The 2,580-nt window shown below is 58.6% G+C and carries 2 pseudogenes; both read left to right on the forward strand.

The features are described 5' to 3' along the window. Positions 1 to 182 precede the first annotated feature (182 nt). A pseudogene (locus tag QJT78_RS50100) lies at positions 183 to 1,733 on the forward strand (porin). A gap of 486 nt (positions 1,734 to 2,219) precedes the next feature. Next, positions 2,220 to 2,453, forward strand: a pseudogene (locus QJT78_RS50105) (IS5/IS1182 family transposase); the annotation flags it as partial. Positions 2,454 to 2,580 lie beyond the last annotated feature (127 nt).

The raw sequence follows: 2,580 nt of genomic DNA on the forward strand, positions 1-2,580 counted from the left end.
AACGTCCTGCCTGACCGGCTACTGCTGTTCAGCGGCGCTGACGGCGATCATCAGGTGGGGGAGTTTCAAGTGACCATACCCGGGGGATTTTGACCGACCCACGGGGGGCGAAAGCAGTTGGTAGTCGTCGGAAAACGTCGAGCCGACTTCTTTTGAGTTGAGGCAACTTGGAGGTCTAATACATGATTAACGTGAGGAGCGTTCTTTTCGGCTCAACCGCCGGATTGATCGGCATGGGGACGGCTTAGGCGGCCGACCTACCTGTAAAGGCAAAAGCCGTCGAGTTTGTGAAGATTTGCTCCCTGTACGGCGCCGGGTTCTACTACATCCCGGGCACTGATACCTGCATCAAGTTGGGTGGTTACCTGCGTGCAGAAACGTCTCTCAGTGCGAGCGTATTTAACGGTAACTACAGTGGTGTTCAGGGTGCTCAGAACCGCCTGACGAACTACTACTTCACTAAGGCGCGCGAAGACTTCAACATCGATACGCGCACCGCGACCGAGTACGGCGTGGTCCGCACGTTCTTTGACGCGACGTTCAGTTGGACAACCGACGCATACTCGGGAAGTGGTACTACTGCCGGTGCTACGGTGTACTCACAGCTTGGCAGCACGGGCGTTGGTGCGCCGAGCAACGCCAATGCGGGCGCGGTTGCTGGCGGCACGCTTGGCGTGTACTACGCCTTCATCCAATTCGCTGGGTTCACCATAGGTAAGGCCGTCTCGCAGTTCGACGCGCCTTGGACTAATTACCCTGGCAACAACTTCGACGGTCTGGTCGGCGGCGGCACAGTGACTGGAGTAAACCAGCTTACCTACACCGCAGACTTCGGCGAGGGCATCACCGCATCGATCTCGGCTGTTGATCCGACCGCTTACTACCAGAGTAACCTATATAATGTCGGTGCCGGCCTTACGTCAGTGGCAGGCTTCGGTTCTGGCAACTTTGGCGCCAATGACTTTGGCGGAACGAGGGCTCCTGATATACAGGGCATGTTCCGCGTCGATCAGGCTTGGGGCCTTTTTCAGGCGTCGGTCGCAGCGCATAACAATCATGCTGCGTACTACGGCGCGACAGAGCCGACCGGTCATCCGGGCGACAAATGGGGTTGGGCTGCTCAGCTGGCATTGTCGATCAAGAATCTTCCGACCGGCCCCGGTGACACCATCAACATGCAAGCGGTCTACACCGATGGTGCTACCCGCTACAACTTCCAGAGCTTGGCTCCGCAAAACTTTGCTATGTTTGGCGGTACCAGCGTTCCGGGTGCCTACCAGAGCATTGGGCTTGCAGCCGCTGCTGACGGTGTGTTTGGGCCCGGAGCTGGCATTTCCACGGTCCAGACTTGGGGCTTCCGGGGCGCTTATACCCACAACTGGAATCCGTACTGGAACAGTGCGATCTACGGCGCGTACGCTCAGCTGAAGTACGGTAGCGGTGGTTCGGCTCTCGTTTGCGCTGCGATCCTGGGCTTGGGCGCACCGACTGCTGGTATCACCACGTGCAATCCGGATTTCAATGTCGCACAGCTCGGTCTTATAACCCGCTGGACGCCGGTGAAGAACCTTACGTTCTCGGCAGACGTGGTCTGGACTCACCTCGACCAAAAGTTTGACGGGACAATTACGACGACGGCGGCTGTTCCACTTGTGGCAAAGCCCGCAGCTACATACGAGCTGAAGGACCAAAACACGGTTAGTCTGCTGCTCCGTGCTCAGCGCAATTGGTGAGATTGTTCGGTGAACGGAAGGAGAGAAAAGTAGTTCTACGGTAAACCTCCAAAGAAAGGCCTCCGGTATGCCCATCGGAGGCCTTTTTGGCGCCAATGGTCGCGCCGCACACGATGTTCGCTGGGGGGCGGTGATTGCGCGCTATTCGCCCGATGACCTGCCCCTGAAGCTTCGGTCCAGCGGCGCTTAGCTGCGGCCTGCACACTGGAGCATTTTTGGCTAGAGGATCACCACCGCACGACGACCACAGGCGCGCCTTCCCTGCAGCCGCACTGGCTGCACTATAGCCATACGGCTTACAAATCGCGGCTTCGTTCAATCCCGGCCTCTATGAGGTCGCCACCCGCGGCACAGCGCGCCGCTGGTCTTTGCCCCGCGAACCTCACAGAACACTCAAGATTCCGTCGAGTCGCCCGTTGTGCTTCCGTCGTCGCATCGGAGTTGGCGATGCGACCGAAGAAGCACAGTACGACGTGATCGGGGGATCTGTTCCGGGCCAGGCTGGACCAGATCATCAATATGAAGCACGAGCTGGTTCAGCTCGCCGGCAAGGTCGATTGGGACTGGATCGACTGCGAGATCGCGCCGCGCTGCTCTACAGCGAGAATGGTCACCCCGGGATCGCGACCTGCTTCATGATCCGGCCGTTGCTGCTCAAGCACATTTACTGGCTGTCATGAGGGGCTGTGCAAGCGCTGGGTCGGCGACCCGTATTTCCGTGTGCCTCATAGCTGGTTGCGCGTTTCGCGGGATCGTGAGCGCGGATTTCAGGGGATCGTGAGCAGAGATTTCAGACGATCGTGAGCAACGATTTCGCGGGATCGTGAGCAAGGCTTTCGGAGCCTTG

The organism is Bradyrhizobium sp. Mp27 (assembly GCF_029953005.1).
GTDB classification, from domain to species: domain Bacteria; phylum Pseudomonadota; class Alphaproteobacteria; order Rhizobiales; family Xanthobacteraceae; genus Bradyrhizobium; species Bradyrhizobium barranii.